The 19,564-nt window shown below is 31.9% G+C and carries 8 protein-coding genes; 1 reads left to right on the top strand and 7 read right to left on the bottom strand.

Annotated elements, in window-relative coordinates:
• Positions 1 to 31: 31 nt before the first annotated feature.
• The 3 genes from A4F88_RS14775 to A4F88_RS14765 form a co-directional block, all read right to left on the bottom strand.
• Positions 32 to 8,743, bottom strand: a complete 8,712-nt coding sequence (locus A4F88_RS14775; RefSeq protein WP_068843418.1) for a non-ribosomal peptide synthetase — start codon at positions 8,741 to 8,743, stop codon at positions 32 to 34.
• 474 nt (positions 8,744 to 9,217) lie between these two features.
• On the bottom strand, positions 9,218 to 11,206 hold the full coding sequence (locus A4F88_RS14770; RefSeq protein ID WP_245179127.1) for a tetratricopeptide repeat-containing sensor histidine kinase: 1,989 nt from the start codon (positions 11,204 to 11,206) through the stop codon (positions 9,218 to 9,220).
• Between the two features lie 92 nt (positions 11,207 to 11,298).
• Positions 11,299 to 11,520, bottom strand: coding sequence for a hypothetical protein (locus A4F88_RS14765; RefSeq protein ID WP_068843415.1), 222 nt, complete (start codon positions 11,518 to 11,520; stop codon positions 11,299 to 11,301).
• A gap of 306 nt (positions 11,521 to 11,826) precedes the next feature.
• On the opposite strand from A4F88_RS14765, the gene A4F88_RS14760 reads away from it, so the two are divergent.
• Positions 11,827 to 12,495, top strand: coding sequence for a response regulator (locus A4F88_RS14760; RefSeq protein ID WP_068843414.1), 669 nt, complete (start codon positions 11,827 to 11,829; stop codon positions 12,493 to 12,495).
• Between the two features lie 355 nt (positions 12,496 to 12,850).
• Here A4F88_RS14760 and A4F88_RS14755 read toward each other — a convergent pair whose 3' ends face one another.
• From A4F88_RS14755 to A4F88_RS14740, 4 genes are all read right to left on the bottom strand, one after another.
• Positions 12,851 to 13,990, bottom strand: coding sequence for an exo-beta-N-acetylmuramidase NamZ family protein (locus tag A4F88_RS14755; RefSeq protein WP_068843412.1), 1,140 nt, complete (start codon positions 13,988 to 13,990; stop codon positions 12,851 to 12,853).
• A gap of 135 nt (positions 13,991 to 14,125) precedes the next feature.
• Positions 14,126 to 15,430: a serine hydrolase domain-containing protein gene (locus A4F88_RS14750; RefSeq protein ID WP_068843410.1), complete on the bottom strand. Its 1,305-nt coding sequence runs from the start codon at positions 15,428 to 15,430 to the stop codon at positions 14,126 to 14,128.
• A gap of 4 nt (positions 15,431 to 15,434) precedes the next feature.
• Complete coding sequence (locus tag A4F88_RS14745; RefSeq protein WP_068843408.1) at positions 15,435 to 17,939, bottom strand: beta-N-acetylhexosaminidase; 2,505 nt, start codon at positions 17,937 to 17,939, stop codon at positions 15,435 to 15,437.
• 13 nt (positions 17,940 to 17,952) lie between these two features.
• A complete protein-coding gene (locus A4F88_RS14740; RefSeq protein ID WP_068843406.1) occupies positions 17,953 to 19,434 on the bottom strand; it encodes a glycoside hydrolase family 10-like protein in 1,482 nt (493 codons plus the stop codon).
• Between the last annotated feature and the right edge of the window lie 130 nt (positions 19,435 to 19,564).

Raw genomic sequence — 19,564 nt, 5'->3', positions numbered from 1 at the left:
CTTTTGCTTCTTCTTATTCCTTTTTTTTAAATCAAATAGAGAAAATTTCAGTTTCAACATCACTTTCATCATTTTCAATATCATGAACATACATTGAATTAATATTTTCAATAAGAGTTGCCTGTTCTTCTAATATTATGTTTTTGAACAAATCGTTTATCGCTATTTTTATTTCAAATTCATTGGTAATAAGGCCAATTAATTTCATTGCTTTTAGGCTGTGCCCGCCTAATTCGAAGAAATCATCTAAGACTCCAATATTTTCCACTTCTAAAACCTGTTGCCATAATTCGACTAGCTTTTTCTCGGTTTCATTTCTTGGCGCTATGTATGTCTTTTTAATTACATTCTCGTCCAATATTCCCGGTAAAGCCTTTCTGTCGATCTTTCCATTAGGTGTCAATGGAAAATGATCCAGCGTGATATAAAAACCAGGAATCATGTAGTTCGGAAGTTTTTCCTGAAGAAATTGTTTCAGTTTAGGAATGTCTATATCTTCATTTGAAACTATATAAGAGATCAAAAATTTATCTGATTTTGTTTCCTTTAGTTCGACAATCACTTGTTTCAAATCGTTAGAAAATTGTGTTATAGCAGTTTCTATTTCGCCTAATTCTATTCGATATCCGCGAAGTTTTACCTGTTGATCTTTTCTGCCTGAAAACTGAATATTGCCATCAGGCAGCCATTTACCTAAATCTCCGGTATCATACATTAGTGAACCTTCTCTGTAAGGATTTGAAATAAATTTGTCTCTGGTTAATTCCGGTTTATTCAGGTATCCTCTGGTTATACCGTCTCCGCCTATAAATATTTTTCCGGTAACTCCTATTGCTACTGGTTGTAATAATTCATTAACGATATAAACCTGCGTATTCGAGATTGGTCTGCCTATTGAAAAATCTTTACCCTTATTGTGCAATAATTCAATAGAGGTTACAGTTGTTTCAGTTGGCCCGTATTCATTATAAAAATTGCAATGCTCGCACCAGCTATTGGCTAACGTCAAAGAGCAAATATCACCTCCCGAAATTACACGCTTTAAAAAAGGGAATTTTTTAGGGGAAATATTTTCTAATAAGGAAGGAACGGTATGCAGATGAGTAATCTTTTGTACATCAATAAAGGCTTCTAACTTTTCAGCATTTAAAATCGTGTCGTTATCCGGAATACTTAACAAAGCTCCGTTTAAAAGGGCTAAAAATATTTGCTCTACCGAAGCATCAAATGATATATTAGAGAATTGTAATATGTTTTCTGTTGATGTAATACCAAAGGCGGCAGATTGATGTGTAATTAAATTAATTACATTTCTATTTTCTACCATTACTCCTTTTGGATTTCCGGTTGTTCCTGAAGTGTAAATTACATAGGCTAAATCCTTCGAAGTATTGATTTTCTGAATATTACTTTTCAAATAATTATCCTGAACCTGACTAAATCGTTCGAATTCTGATACATCAATAATTAATTTACTATTGCTGTCATCTTCAATATAATCTATTCTTTCTTGTGGATAATTAATATCAATTGGAATGTAGGCAGCACCAGATTTTAATATTCCCAAAATGCTAATAATCATTTTCTCACTTCTCTCTAATTTAATTCCAACAAAGTCATCCGCTTGTATATCGTAGTTTTCTCTTAAATAATACGCCAACTGATTTGCTCTTTCATTTAAATCAGTATAAGTCAATTCTGTCTCCTGAAACAAAACGGCAATATTATCCGGATTTTTAACTATTTGTTCTTCAAATAAAGCTACAATTGTTTTTTCTTGCGAATAAATGGCTGTAGTATTATTAAAGTCAACTAACAATTGCTGTTTTTCTTCTTCTTTTAGATAAGTTGTTTTTTGAATAACTGATTCGGGTTGGGCTAATGATTCAGTTAGTAATTTTTCAAAATGAGAAAACATTCTTTCGATCAAATATGCATCGTAGATATCTGTATTATATTCAATCGTTAAATCTAATCCTGTTGTTTCGACAAAAGTGAAACTCATATCAAATTGAGATGATTTTCTAGAAATTTTGTAATCGCTTACTTCTAGATCTGATAATGTTTCATTACTTACATTATTTAGTTGTGATTGATTTTGCAATACAATCAAAACATCAAACAATGCAGAACGACTATTATCTCTTTTTAGATTTAATTTCTCTGTCAATTCATCAAACGGATAACTTTGATGCTGATAAGCATCTAACAGGGTTTCTTTTTGTTTTTTTAATAGCCCTGAAAAACTAATATTTTCGTTGAATATAGTACGAATTGCCAAGGTATTTAAATACAGTCCTATTTGATTCTCTAAATCAGAGTGTTCTCTTCCTGCAATTGGAGTTCCCACTATAATATCATTCTGACCTGTATATAAATGTAGCAACGCATTTATACCTGTAATTAAAGTCATAAATAAAGTCACATCCTGTTCTACCGAAAATGCTTTTAGTTTTTCTAAAAAGTCATTTGAATATTGATGTGTAATGTTATTTCCATTATAGTTTTGAAGTAATGGACGTGGTTTAAAACTTGGTAAATCCAGTATTGGTAATTCTCCCTGAAACTGATTCAACCAATATTGCTCTGCGATTTTATGATTTTCCTGCGCTGCACTTTCCTGTAACCATACTGCATAATCTTTATACTGAATTTTTAGTTCCGGCAGATTAATTTCTTTTGCTTGTGTTAGCGCATTATAAATTTTTATAAGCTCAGATATTAAAACTTCTATGGACCATCCGTCACCAATGATATGGTGCAACGATAAGAAAAATAAAAATTCATTGTCTTCTAACCTGATTATGGAAGCTCTGATTAATGGAGCTTGTTCTAAATCAAAAATTTTATTATTCTCTTCTTTTAAATACTCTTCAAGAATTTGTTCTTTATCAACTTTTAGTAAAAAATCTTTATTTTCAATTTTAAATTTTACCTGTTCAGCCGGAACAATAAACTGAGAAATCTCTCCTTCATGATTAATTTTAAAAGAAGTTCTCAATATTTCGTGACGTGCAATTAATTTAAGAAATGCTTCCTGAAATTTATTGGCATCAACAGCTCCTTTTAATTTAACAGCAGCAGGCATATTGTAAGCCAATTCACCGCCTTCTAACTGACTCAGCACCCAAAGCCTGTTTTGTGAAGGCGTTAAAGGATAAGATGTCGATTCTGGGATAGCCGGAATTGCAACATAATGATTACTTTCTAATGCTTTGCTTAAACCTAAAATAGTAGGATTACTAAAGAAATCTTTGTAATTTACAGTACTGCCTAATTGCTTTTGGGTTCTGTTAATTACTTGTGCGATGATCAAACTATGTCCGCCAAGCTCAAAGAAATTATCGGTAATACCTATATTTTCCAGTCCTAATACATCTTGCCATATTGAAACTAATTCTTTCTCGATAGTGCTTACCGGAGCAACATACACTTTTCGAACAATATCTTTAGAGGAGATTTCAGGAAGTTTTTTTCGGTCGATTTTTCCATTCGAGCTTAAAGGCAATTGCGTCAATTGAATATAAAAACCCGGAACCATAAACTCTGGCAGCCTGCCCTGAAGGAAACTACGAAGTTCCGTTTTATCCAAAACATTCTCTGCAACGATATAGGCAACCAAAACTTTTTCTGAATTGAGTTCTTTGGCTACTACAACTACTTGCTGAACAGCTTTAAACATTGTAATAGCATTTTCAACCTCGCCCAGTTCAATTCTGTTACCTCTTATTTTTACCTGATTATCAATTCGTCCTAAATACTGAATCGAGCCATCTGATTGCCATTTTGCAATATCACCGGTACGATAAACGTGATAACCTTTTCTAAATGGATCTGCTATAAAACGATTTTCTGTAAGTTCCGAAAGGTTTAAATAACCTCTTGCTACTTGTATTCCGGATATTAATAATTCTCCAGGTACTCCAAAAGGCTGTAGTTCAAGCGAATCATTAACAATATATATTTTTGTGTTTGCAATGGGTTTACCAATGCTTACCCCTTCTCTAATTACCTCAACTTCACTTAAATCTATAGCGGTTACATCAATTGCGGCTTCAGTTGGGCCATAAAAGTTGTGTAATGCAACGCCTGAGAATCTTTCTTTAGAGCGTTGTGCTGTACTAACCGTTAATTCTTCTCCACTACATATGATATGACGTAATGAACTGCCTTTTCCTTTTTCAACATTTTCCAGGAAAGATCCTAACATTGATGGCACAAAATGAATAATTGTAACCTGCTCTTTGTCAATTACTTCCTGTAAATATAAAACCTCTTTATGTCCATCCGGTTTTGCCACAATAAGTGAACTTCCAGTAATAAATGGCAAAATTAATTCCCAAACAGAAACATCAAAAGTATAAGGTGTTTTTTGAAGGAAAACCTGTTTATCGTTTACCTGCAAATATGCTTTCATCCATAATAATCTGTTGTACAAACCTGCATGATGATTTAAAACTCCTTTTGGGTTTCCTGTAGATCCTGAAGTATAAATACAATAAGCCAAATGATCTAATTGACTCAACTGGATCGATGTTGTTGGATATGAATTCTGATTTAATTTGAATTTTACCCATTCGTTTTCGTCAATACAAAGTTTAAGACTGGCATCTTTTGCAATGTAATCAACTCTTTCCTGTGGATAGTTAACATCGATTGGTACATAAGCTCCTCCGGATTTTAAAATCCCGAAAATAGAAATTATCATACGCTCGCTTCGATCTAATTTAATACCAACCAGATCATTAGATTCAATTGTATAATTTTCGATTAGATAAGCAGCTAACTGATTCGATTGTTCATTAAGTTCACGATAGGTAAGTGTAGTTTCATTAAATATTACCGCAATATGGTCCGGAGTATTTGATACTTGCTCTTCAAACAAATCAACTATTGTTTTGCCTTTTGGATAAAGCACTTCAGTATTATTAAAATCAAATAGCAATTGCTGTTTTTCTTTCTCAGTCAGGAAATCAATTTGCTCAATAGCTCTTAAAGGGTTCTCTAATGATTTAACAAGAAGGCATTCAAAATGAGAAAACATTTTTTCGATTAAATATCCTTCGTAGATATCTGTATTGTATTCTATTGCAAGGTGTAACAGATCTGTTTCAACAAACCTAAAACTGATATCGACCTGAGCCGTTTGATCATTAAAATTAAAATTGCTTATTTCTATATCTGACAGTTCCTCAGTATTTATATTTTTTAACTGTGTTTGATTTTGCAGAACTACCAAAACATCAAACAAAGTAGAACGACTTGTATCACGTTTCAGATTTAATTTGCTTACCAATAAATCAAAAGGATAATTCTGATGATCATAAGCTTCTAATAATTTCTCTTTTTGATTTACTATCAAATCTAAAAAAGTGCTTTGTTCTTTTACCTGCGTACGTATAACAAGTGTATTTAAAAACAATCCTATTTGGTTCTCTAAATCCGGGTGTTCCCTTCCTGCTATTGGAGTACCTACAATAATATCATGCTGGCCTGTATATCGATGCAACAACGCATTAACCCCAGACATTAAGGTCATAAATAAGGTTACATCGTATTGTTGCGAAAAGCTTTTTAACTGGTCTAAAAACTCTTTTCCAAAAGTGTGTGTGATCGTATTTCCATTGTAAGTCTGAACTAACGGACGTGTTTTAAAGCCTGGTATATCTAAAACTGGTATTTCACCCGCAAATTGATTCAGCCAATATTCTTCCGATTTTTTAATACCTTCTAAATATGATTCGTTTTGTAACCAAACAGCATAATCTTTATATTGAATTTTTAATGCTGCTGAATTAACTACTTTACCTTGTTTTAATGTATTGTATATTTTTACAATTTCAGCTATTATCAATTCAATTGTCCAACCGTCTCCAATGATATGATGAAGTGACAGGAAAAAAACGTATTCTTCTTTATTTACATGGATTAAAGAAGCACGTAAAAGCGAGTCTTTTTCTAAATCAAAAATTTCTTTATTTTTTTTTAATAAATAATTTCTAATTGCATCATCCTGATTTTCAATCAGACTATAATCTTCATTTAAAATTTTAAAATTTACCTTATTTGCAGGTAGTACATATTGACGAACTTCTCCTTCATCATTGATTTTAAAATTGGTTCTTAAAATTTCATGACGGCTGATTAGTATTTTAAATGATTCTTCAAATTTACCAGTATCAAAACCACCTTTAAGATATACTGCACCTGGCATATTATAAGCTAGCGAACCACCTTCTAACTGGCTCAGTATCCATAATCTGTTTTGCGAAGCGGTTAAAGGATAAGATGCAGCTTCTGGTGCTTTTAAAATGGGTAAATAGCTGCCCTCTTTTAAATGCATAGTAACTTTCTCGATAGTAGCATTTGAAAAGAATGTTTTAAAAGATATGGTCTTTCCTAACTGTTGATTTATCCTGTTGATCACCTGACCTACAATCAAACTGTGTCCGCCCAATTCGAAAAAATCATCATGAATTCCTATTGCTTCAATGTTTAAAACTTCATGCCAGATTTCGGCAAGAGTTTCCTCTACTTTATTACGCGGAGCAACATATTGTTTTCTGATGATGTCCCTACCAGATAGCTCAGGCAAAGATTTCTTATCAATTTTTCCGTTTGGTGTTAATGGTAATTTTTCTAACGGCACATAAAAGCCCGGAACCATATAATCCGGTAATCTGCTTTGTAAAAAACTGCGTAAGTCTGATTTATCTACGATTGTATTGGAAACCAGATACGCAATCAGAACTTTTTCCTGATTATTTTCTTTTACTTCTACAACTACTTGTTTTAGATCCTTTGAATATTGCAGAATTGTATTTTCAATTTCACCAAGTTCTATCCTAAATCCACGTAATTTTACTTGTTCGTCTTTTCTTCCCTGAAATTCAATTGTGCCGTCTGGTAACCAGCAACCAATATCTCCGGTGTCATACATTTGTTGTCCATCTGTAAATGGGTTTACAACAAATTTTTCATTTGTAAGTTCCGGCTTATTAAGATAACCTCTGGCCAAACCTGCTCCTGAAACGTATATTTTTCCGGAGACTCCAATCGATAATGGTTGCAATTGTTCATCTAAAATATAAACTTTAGTATTTGAAATTGGTTTTCCAATAGGAATAATCGATTTATTAAAATCATCTTTAGTTACTTTATGAATAGAAACACAAACTGTACATTCTGTAGGTCCGTAAGCGTTATAATAATCAATTCCAAGTCCTGTAATGTGTATTGCTGTATCTTTATTAGCAGGTTCGCCCGCAGTTATTATACATCTAAATCCTGAAATATCATCTTCGGACAGTAATCCTAAATAACTTGGAGGAAAGGTCACAACCGATGATTGAGTTTCTTTTAAAAAGACTACAAATTGATCTTTATCTTTAATTTCATCTTCAGTCGGAACACATAATGTAGCACCACTGTTTAACGTCATTAAAATTTCTGAAATAGAAGCATCGAAAGAAACTGAAGCAAACCATATTATATTGTCTTTTGCTGTAATTTCAAAAGTTCGAATTTGATCCAGAAACATATTGATTGTGCTCTGATGCTCTACCATTACACCTTTTGGCTGCCCTGTAGAGCCAGAGGTGTAAATTATATACGCTAAATCCTTAGGAAAAATAACGGTATTAATATTTTCCGAATTATATCTCTTTAATTCTACGGAAGATATAGATATTATATCGCAATTATTAACATTTATTGTATTTGTTTCAGTGTTAATTAACAAATTTAAGCCACTATCTTGTATTAAAAAGTTGATCCTTTCAAGAGGATAATTAATATCAATAGGCAAGTAAATGGCTCCTAGTTTTAAGATTGCCAATAGAGAGATTATTCCAAAATCAGACTTTGGTAAAAATACTCCAATAACATCTCCTTTATTTACTTTATAATGTGTCGAGATATAATTTGCAAGCTGATTTGCTTTTTCATTTAACTCTAAATAGTTTAGTTCTTTATTTTTAAAGATAATAGCTGTATTTTTTGGAGTTTTTACAACCTGATCTTCAAATAAATCAACAATGGTTTTATACTCTGGAAATACAATATCTGTAGTATTAAAATCTACTAATACTTTGCGTTTTTCTTCCTCAGATAACAATTGATACTCTGATAAATTAACATTGATACAATCCTGAAGATTTATTAAAAAAGACTTTAAATAATTTACCAAATCAACAATAACATTACTTTTTACAAAACCTTCGACATAAAAAGAATTAATTTGAATGCTGCCAAGTTCATTTATTTTTATATCCAGTAAAACACCATTACATTTTATAGTCGCATTAGAATTAAAACTGATACTATAATTTGAAAGTTGACTTAAATCACGAATTACTGTAGTGTCATAATCTGAATGTTCCAGTGTTTCCAGAATTTCATTTTTGATCTTTTGAAGGTATTCTTTAAATGAAACTTTTAAATCTGTCGAAAATGAAAAAAACAAAGGATTATTTATCATAAAATTTGAAGTAAAATTTCCATCAAAATCAGTCAATAATCGCTTAAGTAAAAAGGAACAGATTGCACTAACAACTGTATATTGAGCTACTATATTGTTAGTGGTAATTTTATTAAAATAATTAATTTCTGTTACATCAATAAAGGTATTTTCAACGTTTATCTGAAATTGACCAAACTCATTAAATTCTGTTTTATTTAATGTTTTTTTCTTCCAGTACTTAGCTGTAAGCTTATTTTTATTTGGCAGTATACTTTTGTTCATAAAACCTGATTTTTTATTTTTGATCGCAAAAAAGTTTTATTTTTCTGCTTACTATATTTAAAAATCAACCGTACTACACTACTATTTTTTTATTTCACGATATTAGAATTCGATTTCTTTTAAACTAAAATCTATCGATTCAATCATCAAAATGTCAATTTTAAAATTGTCCTAGTCCTTATTGATTTTAGGCTAAATTAGGAACAGTAGTCATCTAAAAATTACGGACTTTTCAGATAATAATTACGGAAGTTTAAATGCAATCGATGTAGACTATTAATTAAGAAAATAATTTAAAACATGTCACTGTAATGCTCTCACACTGAAGTTGATTCGTTTTATTTGAATTAGAATCCTGAGTCTGTTAACACTTTGAAATGATCACTTGACTAAGTTCAAAAATTAATATAAAAAAAAACGACATTGAAATGATTCTCAATATCGTTTATAGTGGTATGTATTCGTTTAGATTATCTAAAGCTTAAAAATGATTTCAATTTTCGTACCCTCTCCAATTTTCGATTCAACTTTAAAATCTCCCTTTAAAAGGTCTGCCCTCTCTTTCATATTATTTAGTCCTATTCCATTTTTTTGAATCTTTACATCAAAACCCTGTCCATCATCAACAATAATCATTTTTAAAGAACGATTTCCTTCTTTCTCAAATCTTATTTCACAGTTTTTAGCATTTGCATATTTATTAATATTCAAAATGGCTTCCTGAATAATACGGTATAAATTTATCTTATAGATATTTTGTATTGATTTCCAATCAATATCTTCGTTATTAAAATATTTAAACTGTGTATTGCTAATCTCTTTTTGATTTTCAACTAAGCTTAACAACAAGGTATTAAAATCGTTTCCGTCCAAAAAATTATTATAACTCAAATCGTGAGATATAGTTCTTATCTCATTTTCAATATTCTGCAATTCAAAAATATAAGTTTTTCTTTTTTCAATAATTTCTTTTTCACATTTAGAATTAAAAAAACCAAGATTCATTCGAACACCATAAATTCTGTTCATTATTCCGTCATGAAGTTCTTTTGCTATTTTGGACTTTTCTTTCTCTTTGGCATTATTTATTTTTTCCTGTTGCTCCAATAACAATAAATAAATCTCTTCATTAGCCAACTTCTGTTTCTTTAGAAACTGTAATTCTTTATTTTTATATTTAGAATACCTTAATATAAGAATTATCAGCAATAGCAAAACTAAAGCAAATGAAATGATTAAAATATAGAAGTTTTTCTTTGTCAAAATTTTATTTTCATCTTCAATTCTTGAAGTTTCATATTCAATTCTTGCGTACTTATCGTTAGCATTTTTTTGAACAGAATTAATACTATCGCTTAATTTAATATACTCATTAGTATAGGCTAAACTATTCTTCTTATCTATTTCAGATAATAATTTTAACGAAGTTAAAATTTCATTACTGCTTTTAATTTTAATTGCAAGCTGATTTACCTCCTTAAGGTTTTGAATTGATTTGATCGTATCTTTCTGAGTTAAAAAATATTCTCCTATATAAATCTTTTTATATAGGACATCTGATTCAATTCCAATACTGTCAACGATTTTTAGAGATTCAGCAAACATTGATTCAACATTTTTATAATCACCGCTCTTCATTTTGGAGTATGCCAAATTACTTAAAACATTAGCATACAATCTTGGCCATTTTTTCTTTAAATCATCGGTAACAAGACCTTCTAGTTCTTTTATAGATTTTGAGTATTGCCCCTGAAGATCATATAAATTACAAATGTTAATAATTGAAATAACATTGTAATTATTAATTGTATCATTAATTTTCATTCTTTTTATCTCGCTCAATGCCAGATTATGATACCTTAATGCTTCAATATAATTTATTGATTTTTCTAAGCAATTCCCCATTAAGGTATAACAAGAATATAATAATTGATGATTTCCGGATTTTTTTAAATACTGTAATGCCTTAGAAACTTCAATTTCACATTCGACATAATTGCCATCATAAAATAAAACATGAGCTTTATTAAACAACATTCTGGCTACATTATCGTAATCATCTATTGCATAATATAACTTCTCAGCCTTTAGATAATAAAAATAGGAACTATCTTTTTTGGAATTTTCATAACAATCTCCAACATAATAAAATGCTTTTGCCATTCTAACACTATCATTAACCTGCTTAGACAATTGTAAAGCCTTAAAACTTGCAGCTAAAGATTTTTTGGAATCATTGAGATAATAATATTCAGAGGCAATATTTAAATAGAGATTCCTAACAACAGAATCATTTTTTTTACTTTTCAATAGCTCTACTATTGAATCCAGATAATATTTCTTTTTATTTTCGGACAGATTATCAATATGAATTTGGTCATATAAGATAGCCTCATTTTTTTTACATGAAAAAAAAGAAAATAATAGAAACAAACAAATTATAATTCTGGGAAGAGTTTTCAAGGTCGAATTGCTTTTTAACAGTTTCAAATATACTATTTTGAAACATGTAAGGGTATGTAATTTAAAAATAAATCACATAACCCTTTTTGGAACTAAGATCTTGGTGGTTTTGGGTTGTTTGGTTCGCCATCATCGTATGTATTTATTGTAGTTGAATCAATTACGCTTCCGTTTACTTCTTTTTTCAATAAGTCTTTTGGTATAATTTTTAAATTATTGTTTTTAACTTCCGGCATTTCATAGTCATCATTTGAGCATGAAACAGATAATAACACAATAGAAAGTAATCCTGTAATACGTAATATGCTTTTCATAAAAATTTTATTTGATTATTATTAAAGCAAAAAAACAGCTAATCCAGAATTAAAACTTACGGTAAAACCGTAATATTGCACTTACATTACAAAAAATAAAAATTAATAAAAACCTATTAATCAACACATAAGGGCTCCTGTAAAAAACTAAAAACTACATTACGGAAAGTCCATAATATTTTAGAGTTTTTCATGAAAATTAAGATCCATTTTGCACTTTTAAAGTCAAAAAAACATGATTTTTATAAATTGTACGGAAAGTCCGTAATATTTATTAGATTTGTTTCAAATAGAATTCAATAAATTATGAACCTTAATATTTTGATAGTCGATGACCATCCTATGACTGTGGATAGTTATGTTAACCTTTTGTCAGATACTGAATTCCAAGAAAATCTGCCAACATTTATAAAAAGTCATAATTGTGAAGATGCTTATAATAAAATATTTTTTCACTTCAAGCAAAATATCAATATTGATTTTGCTCTACTTGATATTAATATGCCACCCTACAAAGAATTAAACATTAATAATGGTATTGATTTGGCATTTTTAATAAGAGAAAAATTTACGAATTGTAAAATTGTACTTCTTACAATGCGAAGCGAACCTTTGACTGTAGACAAAATTATAAAAGGAATACAACCCGAAGGCTTTATATCAAAAAGTGATATCAATTTTGAATTGTTTCCCATTATTTGTAAAAATATTATTGATGGAGAAGTATTCAGAAGTGCTACCATAATAGAATCGCAAAGAGAATTATTTAAGAGAAATATAAACTGGGATAATCATGATAATCAAATTTTAATTTTAATTTCTGAAGGCGTAAAGACTGTAAATCTTCCTGATTACATTCCGCTTTCGATGAGTGCTATAGAAAAAAGAAAAGCAAACATAAAAGATCAGCTTTTAAAAGGAAAAGGAAGTGATAAAGATTTAATTGAAAAAGCTAAAACTTTAGGATTAATATAAAAACTTTTTATGATTAAAAACTACTTTTCGGTATAACATTTATTTGTACATAGTTTCTGAAAATCACAATAAAAACTGGATTAGTAATCCCTACATTAATAAGTATGTTTTTTTAATTGTTATGAAACTTACATTCAATATTTTTTATAATTTGATAATTATATCATCATAGTATGATTTCGATAATATTAAACAAATAAGTAATGAGAGGTATTTGTATTTTCAAATTTGCTACTTAACCAAAAACCCTCAACAATTGTTGAGGGTTTTTCTTTTTATCTCTTATTCTGAATAGATATATTATAATGATTCTGGGGTTTAGTCAAAAACAAATTAATTAATTACTGCCTTATCATTATTTATAAATCAAATACTGTGCTCTCATTTTTTTAAAGTTCTCTATTCCTTCTACCCAGCTTTTTCTTATTTCTTCTTCAGAAATCCCGGCTTCGATCTGTTGCTGCAATTTTTCACTTCCGGCTCTTATGGAAAATTTCCTTTTGTCGAAAAATTTTGATTTATCTGAAGTGGTTTGATACGCTTTGATCAGCCATTTAATCTCCAGTTTATTAATTCTCGGAATAGCTGATAAATCCTCTCCGTTACATTCAACTCCATTATATAAAGGGTCTTTATCTCCAAAATTGGGTTTTGGAGTAAAGGTAAAACTGTTTTTTGGCAAAAAAGGAGAACCATAAATCTGGAATTGTTTTTCTGTCCCTCGTCCCATACTGACATTTGTTCCTTCAAAAAGGCATAAACTCACATACAAATTAACCGATTGATCGTTTGGTAAATTTGGAGAAGGCCGAACCGGTAAACTATAACTCATTTTTCTGTTATAATTCAAACACGGAATAACCGTCAGCTTACATTGTATTCCGTTTTTCAGCCATTTTTGACCATTGATCATTTTGGCTTCTTCACCCAGAGTCATCCCGTGAAGCAATGGTGTTGGATGCATCCCGATACCGCTTTGAAAGGCAATATCCAAAACCGGACCGTCGACAATTGCAATATTAGGGTTTGGACGGTCTAATACAATCAGAGGAACATTATTCTCGGCGCAAGCCTCCATAATTCTATGCATCGTTGAAACATAAGTATATAATCGTGTCCCAACATCCTGCAAATCAAAAATCATGATATCGATGCCTTTCAGTTGTTCTGGAGTTGGTTTATTATTTTTCCCATAAAGGGAAGTTATAGACAAACCTGTTTTGGCATCGACTTCATCAGAAACGTGTTCGCCTGCATCGGCTGTTCCTCTAAAACCATGTTCTGGCGCAAAAACAGTTTTGATTTTGATGTTTTTTGATGCTAGAAAATCAACCAAATGGGTTTTCGAATCGATAATTCCGGTTTGATTGGTTACTACGCCAACACTTTTACCTTCTATTAAAGGCAAATATGCTGTGTAATTCTCCGCTCCTGTTTTTATTTTCTGCGCAAAAGATACTGCTGTGATTAGTATGCATAATACTATTTTTTTCATATTGTAAATATTTACTTTTTTTCGCCACGAATTCACGAATCAATTTGACAATCTTTAAGTGAAATAATCATTAATCACACGAATTTTAGCCAATCTATTTTTTAAATAATTCGTGAATTCGTGGCGGAAAAACTTTTACTTATTGATTTGTCTCCAAATTTTGGCACTAAAATCATCTTTATACATTAACCTGTTTGTTCTCGTTGGGTTTACGCGATTGGTTAGAATAATTAGAAATCTGTTTGTATCCGGATTCATAAAGAAAAAAGTTCCTGTAAAACCTGTATGTCCAAAATCATTTGCTTTAAAAAACTCATCCGGTTTTCTTTTATCAAAACCAAGTCCGCGGTAAATTCCTTCTTTAGTAAGAGGTGAATTTGTAAATTCTTTTACCACCTCTGGTTTCAGAATTTGTTTTCCCTGATACTTTCCGTTATTCAACAACATCTGGCAGATAACGGAGATCGATTGTGCATTGGCAAATAAACCTGCATTACCGGAAACACCGCCAAAAATCGCCGCTGCTTCATCGTGAACATATCCTTTAACGGTATCTTTTCTAAAAAGCTTATCAACTTCAGTTGGCATTACATTTTGTTCAGAAGTCCATTTTAAGGGATTATACCCAATTTTTGAGATTCCTAATTCCGTATAAATTTGCTTTGCCAATTGATCTAATTTCAATCCTGTTTTGGCTTCAATCATTTGTTTTACCAAAATTAAGTTCAGATCACTATATACATATTTCCCGCGTTGATTGACATTTGCTGCAGCAATTTGAGCATAAACTGTTTTATAAAATTCCGGATTTAGCCACATATTTTTATAAATCTGAACCCAATTTTCTTTTGGCTTAAAAGAAAGATAATTGGCATCGTAAACAATATTCTTGTTTACATACATATTATCAAACCATTCCGGATATTCTGCCGATTTTTGATTACTCAACAAAGGCGAACCATCTGGTGTCGAAAGCAGATCCTGGTAAAAAGTAATACTGGCTTTTAATCCTGAAGTATGCGTTAATAATTCAAAAAGTGTTAAATCGGCAATTGGTGTATTTTTGTACAGAGAGACTAGATCTCCCAATTTGTCTGTAAGTTTTATTTTGTCTTCTCCAACCAAACGCATTGTCACCAGAGTTGCTCCCAAAACTTTAGACATCGAAGCCAAATCGTAAACATCATCTGCTTTTACGGGTTGTTTTTTCGAGTAATCGTGAAAACCATAATTTTTCGAAATCAAAACAGTCTCTTTGTTTCCTACTATAATCTGAGCTCCAGGAAAAAATCCTTTTTCGAGCGCATGAGTCATCATCGAATCGATATAAACTTCATTGCGTTTTACATCAAAAGACTGTTTTAATTTTTTCTGGGAATACCCATTTATTCCAAAAACAATCAGGAAAACAAGTATAATTCTAACTTTTGTCTTTTTCATATTTCTATGGATTAATTCTTAAGTCCTGTCCTGCCATAAGAGATTCGTTGTTTGTTCCTGTAATGACAATCTTTACTGCTTTTACTGGTTGTTTTGGATAAATTGATGCATTTCCATAATCAAAAGCATCTCCTTTTATAAAATCAATTCCGTTATAAGAGTATTCTACATACCCGTTATTAATGATAAATCTTGGATGATGCGGAATTCCTGTCAGCACATCAATTTTAGACGAAACAACCGGATTCATAAAGGTATATAAAATCCAGTCACCATTTGCACAGGCAACATCTGTACGCAAATAGGTTTCGATATTATAATCTTCTAAATTCGAAATTGGGAATTTAGGATTTTCAGCCATCGAAGACGTCACTTTTACTTGCGGCTCTAAGTAAGGCGAACAATTGAAATTTACTTTTGCAGAAGATGCTGTAGCTTCTTTATTTTCAACCGTAAAATCTAAGCGATACGTATTTTTTTCGTTGTAATTCTCAATTACAAATCGCAAACGAGGTTTTGATTTCAACGTTTTTTCTTCCGGGAAAGTTTGTAATACTTTATCATTTTCAAAAAGAGAAACTGCTCTTACAACACCATTTGCACTTCCGTCTGTAGTTGGATTAAAAGTTAAATACCAAATACCGATTTTATCGACGTGTTCCGAAATATTCTCTGAAATATTCAAAACTTCCGCTTTTGAAGTATTCCAGTTTGCAACAGGCAGTTTTTCTACTTTTAACGTCGGACTTGCTATATCTTCATTAAAGAATGTACGGAACATATACTGTTCATAATCCTTTGTCTGAATTGGTTTTGTATATAAAGCTGATTGTCTTGTAGGCTCATTTCCCTGTGCATCATAACGTACAACAGCACCTTCATAAGGCGGAGTTACCGTAATCGTTCCGTTTTGATAAATTGCAGTTGGCGGGAAATCCCTAAAAGCAATTCCCATATTCGCCAAGCGCTGTAAATGACTGTGCGTTAATCTTCCGTAAAAATCATCCCAGTTTTTATCTTCTTTTTTAGACCATCCAATTTCAGATAAAGCACTGATTCTCGGATAACTTTGATATTCCATAATTCTTGCCGGGCGATCTAAATATTCGCTCCACAAAGCCCCCTGAACTCCTTTTATATTTTTTTGCTGTTCCGGCGTTAACTCATTATCCGGAATTGGCTCAAACGAATAGGCTCTTTTGGTATCTGTAATAGCTGCCCAACGATGACCGCGTTCATTTTCTGTCTGCGCCATATCAAAATAAGTGTATTGTCCCGGCATCATAATCGTTTGATATCCTTTTTTTGCCGATTCAATTCCATAGCTAATTCCCTGCCATGCAGAAATCAGTGTATTCGGATTTATTTCTCCGCCTTTTAAGATTTCGTTCCATCCATCTGTTTTTTTATGGTATTTATCTACAATTGCCTGAACTCTTCTAAAGAAATAGTTTTGAAGCTGAAAACTATCTGTAAATCCTTCTTTCGCCATCAGAGCCTGACATTTTGGGCAATGCTCCCAGTTAGCACGATTGACTTCGTCTCCTGCTATATGAATATATTCAAAAGGGAAAATTCCCGAAACTTCTCTAATGATCGAATCTAAAATCTGGTAGTTTTCTTCACGTCCCACACACCAAACGTTTTTTACTTCTCCCTGAACACTTTTAAGTTCCTGTGTTATCGCACAGCCCACCTCTGGATAAGAAGCTGTTACTGCACGCGAATGTCCCGGAATTTCAATTTCCGGCATTACAGAAATTCCACGAGCCGATGCATACGCCACTACTTCTTTCATATCTTCCTGCGTATAAAAACCACCGTAACGTTTGTCTCCGGATCCGTAAGATGGCAGTAAAACTTCTCCTGGTCCTCTCCACGCACCTTTTAAAGTTAAATCCGGCATTGACTTAATTTCGGCTCTCCAACCGTTATCATCGGTTAAATGCCAGTGAAAAACATTCATTTTATGCGCTGCCAGCCAGTCGATATAATTTTTAACGGTTTGTTTGTCAAAAAACTGTCTGGAACAATCGAGCATCATACCGCGCCATTCAAAACGAGGATAATCTTCTATTTTAACAAACGGAATCGTTCCTTTCTTAACATCTTTTGCAGAACAAATTTGTAATAAAGTCTGCAGACCGTTTAAAACTCCATTCGAAGATTTCCCTTTTACCAGAATTCCCTTTTTGGTGATGTTCAACTCATAACCATCATTGGGAAGATTCATTTTTTCATCGACTAAAAATGCAATGGTGTTTTTTTTATGTTTGTTTCCGATAGAAACAACTGGATCAATTCCGGTATATTTCAAAAAAGAAGCTTTTATGTAATCAGCACTTTTTTCTGCTTTTTTGTCTACAATAATTTGTACCGATAACGGAATAATAAATGCTCCTTCTTTTTGTTCGACTTTTACGGGTTTTGGAATTATATCCAGTTTCTGCGCTTGTATAACATTTAAAGAACTTAGAAATATGGCGATTAGCAAAATACTTTTTCTCATGGCTTTTATCTTTTTATTTTGTTGTAAATTCTATTGGAATACTTTCTGTCTGAGTCTGGCTTAAAGCAGAAATAGCATAAATATAATTTTCCAGATTAGCATTTTGAATTTCTAATTTTGTCTCAGTTGTTACGTAATAAATATTAACCGCATTAGAGAAATCGGTTATTTTTCCTTTTGGAAATTTATAAATTACATATTTTTTATCGCTTAATCCTGCTTTCCATGTCAACAGTGCGCTGGCTCCTTTTTTAGCAATCAAGGCATTTGTTGGCGGTTGTGGTTTTATTCTGGTAATTCTGTTTGCTTCGGGTGTTAAGGCAATATACTTGTATTGTTTTTGAATAAGAGCATTTCGCAGTGTATCTCCTTTTTTAAGAAAAGTTGAGGCTGTAAAATGCATTGAACCATCTATTTGAGACATTGTACGAATCATTTCAATCTGTTTCACAATTTGATCGGGACTTCTCCATTCGGGTTCTTTTGCCGTATTCGAAATCTTATAATCGCCATGACCTATATAAACATTGGCTCCGTATTTGTGAGCTGCCCACCATTTTGCCAAAACCTCAAAATTAGCTCTGTCAAAACCTATGTGCCAGTACAATTGCGGTGTTACATAATCGATCCAGTTTTCTTTTTGCCATTTCAAGATATTGGCATACAAATCGTCATAATTGGTTGCTCCGGCAACAGTATTGGAACCTTCTGAATCTTTGGCAATGTTTCTCCAAACACCAAAAGGAGAGATTCCGAATTCTACTTCCGGTTTATTGGCAATAATAGTATCTCGTATTTGTTTGATGATTAAATCGACATTATCTCTTCTCCAATCGTCTTTGTCTTTAAACTGACGCGGTTCTTTGGCAAATGCTTTTTCATCCGGAAATTCTTGTCCGGTGATTTTATATGGATAAAAATAATCGTCCATGTGAACGGCCTGAATATCATATTTACGGACAATTTCGCCTACTACAGACGCAACAAAATCTCTGGTCTCTTTGTAACCCGGATTAAAATATCTTGATTTTCCGTATGTCAGGAATAATTCCGGTTTCTTAAAATACAAATGGGTTTTGGCCAATACCTCTTTGGTCGTATCTTTTTGTACACGATATGGATTCAGCCAAACATGAACATTCATTCCTCTTTTTCCTGCTTCGTCGATCATCATTTGAAGCGGATCAAATCCCGGAGCTACGCCCTGAGTTCCGGTTATCCAGTGTGATGCCGGCTCTTTTGTCGATTTATAATATGCATCGGCTGTTGGTCGGATTTGAAAAATTACCGTGTTCAGATTATTAGATCGTAAATTATCTAAAATGGTGATCATTTCAGCTTTCATCTGCTTGTCTGATAATCCTGGTTTTGATGGCCAGTCGATATTATCTACTGTAGAGATCCAGGCAGCACGCATTTCTCTTTTTGGTGATTCCTGACTGAAAAGTTTCGTTTGAAACAGCAATATCAGAAGTAAAACTTTTAGGCTTTTCATAAGTACTATTTTTGGTTAGTTAGTTGTAATTGAAAATTTTAACTGTCGTGGTAATTTGTGCCATTTGTGTTGAAAAATCATTTCAGTCTTTTCATCTGTGGTTAAAAAAACCTAACAGGTTTTCAAAGCC

The organism is Flavobacterium chilense (genome assembly GCF_001602525.1).
Lineage (GTDB): Bacteria > Bacteroidota > Bacteroidia > Flavobacteriales > Flavobacteriaceae > Flavobacterium > Flavobacterium chilense.
The sequence above is the reverse complement of the archived record's forward strand: the minus strand, read 5'-3'. Positions and strand labels throughout refer to the sequence as shown.

Bases quoted from the DNA above. Each gene is read 5' to 3' on its own strand.
- A4F88_RS14775 (WP_068843418.1), bottom strand. From the start codon at position 8,743: ATGAACAAAAGTATACTGCCAAATAAAAATAAGCTTACAGCTAAGTAC.
- A4F88_RS14765 (WP_068843415.1), bottom strand. From the start codon at position 11,520: ATGAAAAGCATATTACGTATTACAGGATTACTTTCTATTGTGTTATTA.
- A4F88_RS14760 (WP_068843414.1), top strand. From the start codon at position 11,827: ATGAACCTTAATATTTTGATAGTCGATGACCATCCTATGACTGTGGAT.
- A4F88_RS14755 (WP_068843412.1), bottom strand. From the start codon at position 13,990: ATGAAAAAAATAGTATTATGCATACTAATCACAGCAGTATCTTTTGCG.
- A4F88_RS14750 (WP_068843410.1), bottom strand. From the start codon at position 15,430: ATGAAAAAGACAAAAGTTAGAATTATACTTGTTTTCCTGATTGTTTTT.
- A4F88_RS14745 (WP_068843408.1), bottom strand. From the start codon at position 17,939: ATGAGAAAAAGTATTTTGCTAATCGCCATATTTCTAAGTTCTTTAAAT.
- A4F88_RS14740 (WP_068843406.1), bottom strand. From the start codon at position 19,434: ATGAAAAGCCTAAAAGTTTTACTTCTGATATTGCTGTTTCAAACGAAA.